Origin of the sequence: Massilia yuzhufengensis, assembly GCF_900112225.1 — a bacterium.
Lineage (GTDB): Bacteria > Pseudomonadota > Gammaproteobacteria > Burkholderiales > Burkholderiaceae_D > Telluria > Telluria yuzhufengensis.
Map to the genome: position 1 here is coordinate 1 of NZ_FOLD01000059.1, position 4,703 is coordinate 4,703.

The following is a 4,703-nucleotide window of genomic DNA, read 5'->3' on the forward strand; positions in this document are numbered from 1 at the left end:
GAAACGCTTGACGGGTCAATACATATCAGGGTGGTCGGCTATGCCGACCGCGCGTTTAAACCAGGTCAATGCGACCCGCGCGGCAATTTCACGTTTGCCTGAACGCGCGGTCGGCGAGCCGACCACCCTACAGTTTGGCCAGATCTGCTTTTAACTCATCAAACTTGAGCTTGCCCAGGTAAGTCTTGCGCACCTGCCCATCGGCCCCGATCAATACTGTATACGGCAAGCCGCCGGCCTGGTTGCCGAACGCGCGCGACAGCTCGGTGCCGCCCATGCCGGCCACGTACAGCGGATAGGCGATCTTGAACTTGGCCGCGAATTCATTCATGTTCGAGGGCGAATCGACGCCGATGCCGATCACATTGAAGGTCTTGCCGGCGTCATGCGCGGCCAGTTCGGACAATTCCGGCATCTCCTGCACGCAGGGCGCGCACCAGGTTGCCCAGAAATTGACCACCAGCGGCTTGCCGCGCCACTTCGCCAGGCTCTGCGGCGCGCCCTGCAGGTCGTTGAGCGACTCGCCGAACAGCTTGTCGGCCGCCGTATGCGCCTTGCCGCCGGTGGGGGCGATCGCAGTAGTAAGGGGAGGCGGGTCTTTCTTGTTGATCGCCACAAGGGCGCCCATGATGCCGAACATCGCGGCAACGGCTGCGTACGCAGCCACGTGCTTTTTATTCATTCGTCCTGTTCCAGTGTTTCGTCGTTCGCCATCAGCGCCCGCAGCCCGTTCGCGTCGACCCGCTGCAGGCGGCCGTCGGCGCGTGGCTTGAGGGCGCCGCGCAAGTCGTGGTAATCATACAGCTCCGCGTGGATTGTTTCTTTATGCCATGCGAAGCTGACCGTTTCAACCGGGTCGTGCCGGCCGCCCTTGAAATGGGGCGTCTCGGAGATCTCTATATTGACGTTGCGGTTGAGCAGGTAGATCTCGACTTCCTTGGCGCTGTCGGCAAACAGCTGGAGGTGGATCTCGTCATGCTCGCCGGCCGTGCCATTGAGCACGGCGCCGGTGAGGTAGGGATGGAATTCCTGCAAGGCGTCCATGACCTGCAGCGCGGTGGCGCGCAGCGCGGCCAGGCGCTCGGCCTGGGCCGGCCCGCCGAACAGGGCCAGGTATTTACGGACCTCGTCTTCGATCTGGAGGTTGTCGGGCATCAGGTTGGGCGCCGGCTGGTCCACGCCAAGGACCTGGCGGGCCGCCTTGCGGCGTGCGGTGGCGTAGTCGGCGCCGTCCTGGGCGATCATGCGCGCAGCAAAGACAGCGATTTCGGCGCGCATCTGGAGTGCGTCAGAGTGAGGTGATGGCATGATGTCTGAATCATACTCTTGAACGGAAAATGACAGCGGGTCGGGTAGAATCGCGCTTTCGGACATTTCCGTTGCTCCTTTCTCCACGACCATGCACATTCATATCCTCGGCATTTGCGGCACTTTCATGGGTGGCCTCGCGGTCCTGGCCAAGGAGGCCGGCCACCGCGTCACCGGCTGCGACGCCAACGTCTATCCCCCGATGAGCACCCAGCTGGAAGCCCAGGGAATCGAACTGATCCAGGGCTACGGCCCGGAACAGGTGTCGCTGGACCCGGACCTGTACGTGATCGGTAACGTCATGACACGGGGCAATCCGCTGATCGAAGAGATCCTGAACCGCGGCCTGCCGTATGTGTCGGGCCCGCAGTGGATCGGCGAGCATATCTTGCGCGAGAAATGGGTACTGGCCGTGGCCGGCACCCACGGCAAGACCACCACCACCTCGATGCTGGCCTGGATCCTGGAAGACGCCGGCTATGCGCCCGGCTTCCTGATCGGCGGCGTGCCGATGAACTTCGGCATTTCGGCGCGCCTGCATGGCGACAAGCCATCCGACTTCTTCGTGATCGAGGCGGACGAATACGACACCGCCTTCTTTGACAAGCGCAGCAAGTTCGTCCACTACCACGCCAAGACCGCGGTACTGAACAACCTGGAGTACGACCACGCCGACATCTTCCCCGACATCGGCGCCATCGAAACCCAGTTCCACCACCTGGTACGCACCGTGCCGGGCGTGGGCCGGCTGGTGGTGAACGGCGACGAAGCCTCGCTGGCGCGCGTCATCAAGCGCGGCTGCTGGAGCGAGAAGGAAAGCTTCGGCATTTCCGACGGCACCAACTGGAGCCTGGTCGAGCACCAGGGCGGCAGTTTCGAGGTCCTGTTCAACAACGACGTGCAGGGCACCGTGCATTGGGACCTGACTGGCCACCACAACCGCTCGAACGCGCTGGCCGCGATCGCCGCGGCGCGCCACGTCGGCGTGCCGACCTCGCAGGCCATCGCCTCGCTGTCGCGCTTCCAGAACGTCAAGCGCCGCATGGAAGTGCGCGGCACCGTGAACGACATCACCGTGTACGACGATTTCGCCCACCACCCGACCGCCATCGCCACCACCGTGGCCGGCCTGCGCCAGAAGCTGGGGACCACCGGCCGCATCCTGGCCGTGCTCGAGCCGCGCTCGAATACCATGAAGCTGGGCGCCATGAAGGACGCGCTGCCGGGCAGCCTGAAGGACGCCGACCTGGTGTTCGGCTTCGGCAGCCAGCAGGCGCTGGGCTGGTCGCTGGCCGACGCCTTGAAGCCGCTGGGCGCCATCGCCCACAGCTTCGACCAGATCGACTACATGGTGCAGGCCATCGTGCAGGCGGCCCAGCCGGGCGACCATATCCTGGTGATGAGCAACGGCGGCTTTGGCGGCGTGCACCAGAAACTGCTGGACGCGCTGGCCCCATGATCTTGTACTTGCACGGATTCCGTTCCTCGCCCAAGTCCTTCAAGGCGCGCGTGGTGCAGAAGGCGCTCGACGACGCCGGGCGTGCGCACGAGCTGATCTGCCCGCAGCTGCCGGCTTCGCCGAAAGAGGCGATCGCGCTTTGCCTGCTGCTGGCCGAGCGCCATGCGCCGGACAATCTGGCCATCATCGGTTCGTCGCTGGGCGGCTTCTATGCCACCTGGCTGGCCGAGCGCCTGGGCGTGCGCGCCGTGCTGCTCAACCCGTCCGTGAATCCGCTGAAGAATCTCGAGCACCATGTGGGCGTGACCACGGCCTGGCATTCGAGCGAACCGTTCGAGTTCCGCCGCGAGTACATCGACGAGCTGGCCGCACTGCGCGTGGCCACGATCACGCGGCCCGAACGCTACTTCCTGGTGGCGGCGACCGGCGACGAAGTGCTCGACTACCGCGACATGGTGGCCCACTACGGGGGCGCGCGCCAGCACGTCATCGACGGCAGCGACCATGCCATTTCCGAATTCCCGCAGTATGTGGACGACGTGATCGCCTTCTGCAGCCAGGCGAGACCGGCGCAGTGAGGGCAGGTTCGCTCAGGCTGGCGGCATGGCAGCCGCATGCCGGCGCCGTGCGCGCGCCGGAGAAGATGCGCGACTGGCTCACCACCGAAGGCTCGCTGACGGCGCGCCTGGTGGCCCATAGCGCGGCCTTCCGGGTGCGCCGGCTGCACCAGGACGCCGCCGTCTGCCTGGCGGACGAGGCGCGCGCGATCGGGCTGCCACGCCCGGGACGCGTGTGGGAACGCGAAGTATTGCTGGTCTGCGACGGCCGGCCGGTGGTGTTCGGCCACACGGTGGTGCCGGCCAGCTGCACGGCCGCCGACTGGCCATTGTTTTCGGCGCTGGGCGAACGTTCGCTCGGCACCACGCTCTTCTACGACCCGCTGGTGCGCCGTGGCCAGCTGGAATACGCGCGCATCCGCGCGGGCCACCCGCTTTTTAGCCGCGTACGCGCGGCGACCGGCGGGGCCGACGACTCACTTTATTATGCGCGGCGCTGCGTCTATCGCCGCCGTCAAGGCCTGCTCCTGGTCACCGAGGTATTCTTGCCCGAGGTGCTCAACCTGAAGCCGGCCGACACACTACAGAACACGAAATAATATGAATGTATTTTTTGAAGAATCGGGCGACTTCAAGGTCGGCACCGTGCTGTCGCAGGCAGGCGAGGCCTACCAGGTGGAGCTGGCCAGCGGCAAGCGCAGCAAGGTCAAGACCCGCGACGTGCTGATCCAGTTCGAGAAACCCGATCCGGAAACCCTGATGGCGGCAGCGCGCGCCACCGCCGCCGAGGTGGACCTGGACTTCCTGTGGGAAGTCGCGGGCCAGGAAGAATTCGGCTTCGCCGAACTGGGCCTCGAGTATTTCGGCCACGCGCCCTTGCCGCCGGAAGCGGCCGGCCTGGTGCTGGCGCTGCACGCCGCGCCGATCTACTTCCACAAGAAGGGCCGCGGACGCTACAAGGCCGCGCCGGAACAAACGCTCAAGGCCGCGCTGGCCGGCATCGAGAAAAAGAAGCAGCAGGCCATCATCCAGGCCGGCTACGTGGACGAACTCAAGGCCGGCAAGCTGCCCGGCGCGATGCAATCGATCGTCCAGCAGCTGCTGTTCAAGCCGGACAAGAACACCATCGAATACAAGGCCCTGGAAGCGGCCGCCAACGAGCTGCACACCACGGCCCCGCGCCTGATGCTCTCGGCCGGCGGGCTGGCCTCGCCCAAGGACCTGCACATGTCGCGCTTCCTGTTCGAGCACTTCCCGCGCGGCGCCGGCTTCCCGCCGGTGGAGGTGCCGAAAGCGCCGACCGACCTGCCGCTGGCCGACGTCGCCGCCTTCTCGATCGACGACGTCACCACCACCGAGATCGACGACGCCTTCTCGGT

5 protein-coding genes and 1 pseudogene are annotated in these 4,703 nt (G+C 65.5%); 4 read left to right on the forward strand and 2 right to left on the reverse strand.

What is annotated here, in order from left to right; all coding sequences use genetic code 11:
• Positions 1-127: 127 nt before the first annotated feature.
• Complete coding sequence (locus BM031_RS24805; RefSeq protein ID WP_091877621.1) at positions 128-682, reverse strand: TlpA family protein disulfide reductase; 555 nt, start codon at positions 680-682, stop codon at positions 128-130.
• The gene (locus BM031_RS24810; protein WP_177207899.1) at positions 679-1,308 is read right to left on the reverse strand and encodes a hypothetical protein; all 630 of its coding nucleotides are present in this window, start codon (positions 1,306-1,308) and stop codon (positions 679-681) included. The genes BM031_RS24805 and BM031_RS24810 overlap by 4 nt, the downstream gene beginning before the upstream one ends.
• A gap of 91 nt (positions 1,309-1,399) precedes the next feature.
• On the opposite strand from BM031_RS24810, the gene mpl reads away from it, so the two are divergent.
• The 4 genes and pseudogenes from mpl to BM031_RS24830 form a co-directional block, all read left to right on the forward strand.
• Positions 1,400-2,767 (forward strand): UDP-N-acetylmuramate:L-alanyl-gamma-D-glutamyl-meso-diaminopimelate ligase, encoded by a 1,368-nt coding sequence (gene mpl / locus BM031_RS24815; protein WP_091877623.1) that lies wholly within the window; start codon positions 1,400-1,402, stop codon positions 2,765-2,767.
• Positions 2,764-3,345, forward strand: coding sequence for a YqiA/YcfP family alpha/beta fold hydrolase (locus BM031_RS24820; protein ID WP_091877625.1), 582 nt, complete (start codon positions 2,764-2,766; stop codon positions 3,343-3,345). Before mpl ends, BM031_RS24820 begins: the two co-directional genes overlap by 4 nt.
• On the forward strand, positions 3,342-3,923 hold the full coding sequence (locus BM031_RS24825) for a chorismate--pyruvate lyase family protein (protein WP_091877627.1): 582 nt from the start codon (positions 3,342-3,344) through the stop codon (positions 3,921-3,923). The genes BM031_RS24820 and BM031_RS24825 overlap by 4 nt, the downstream gene beginning before the upstream one ends.
• 1 nt (position 3,924) lies before the next feature.
• A pseudogene (locus tag BM031_RS24830) lies at positions 3,925-4,703 on the forward strand (RNB domain-containing ribonuclease); the annotation flags it as partial.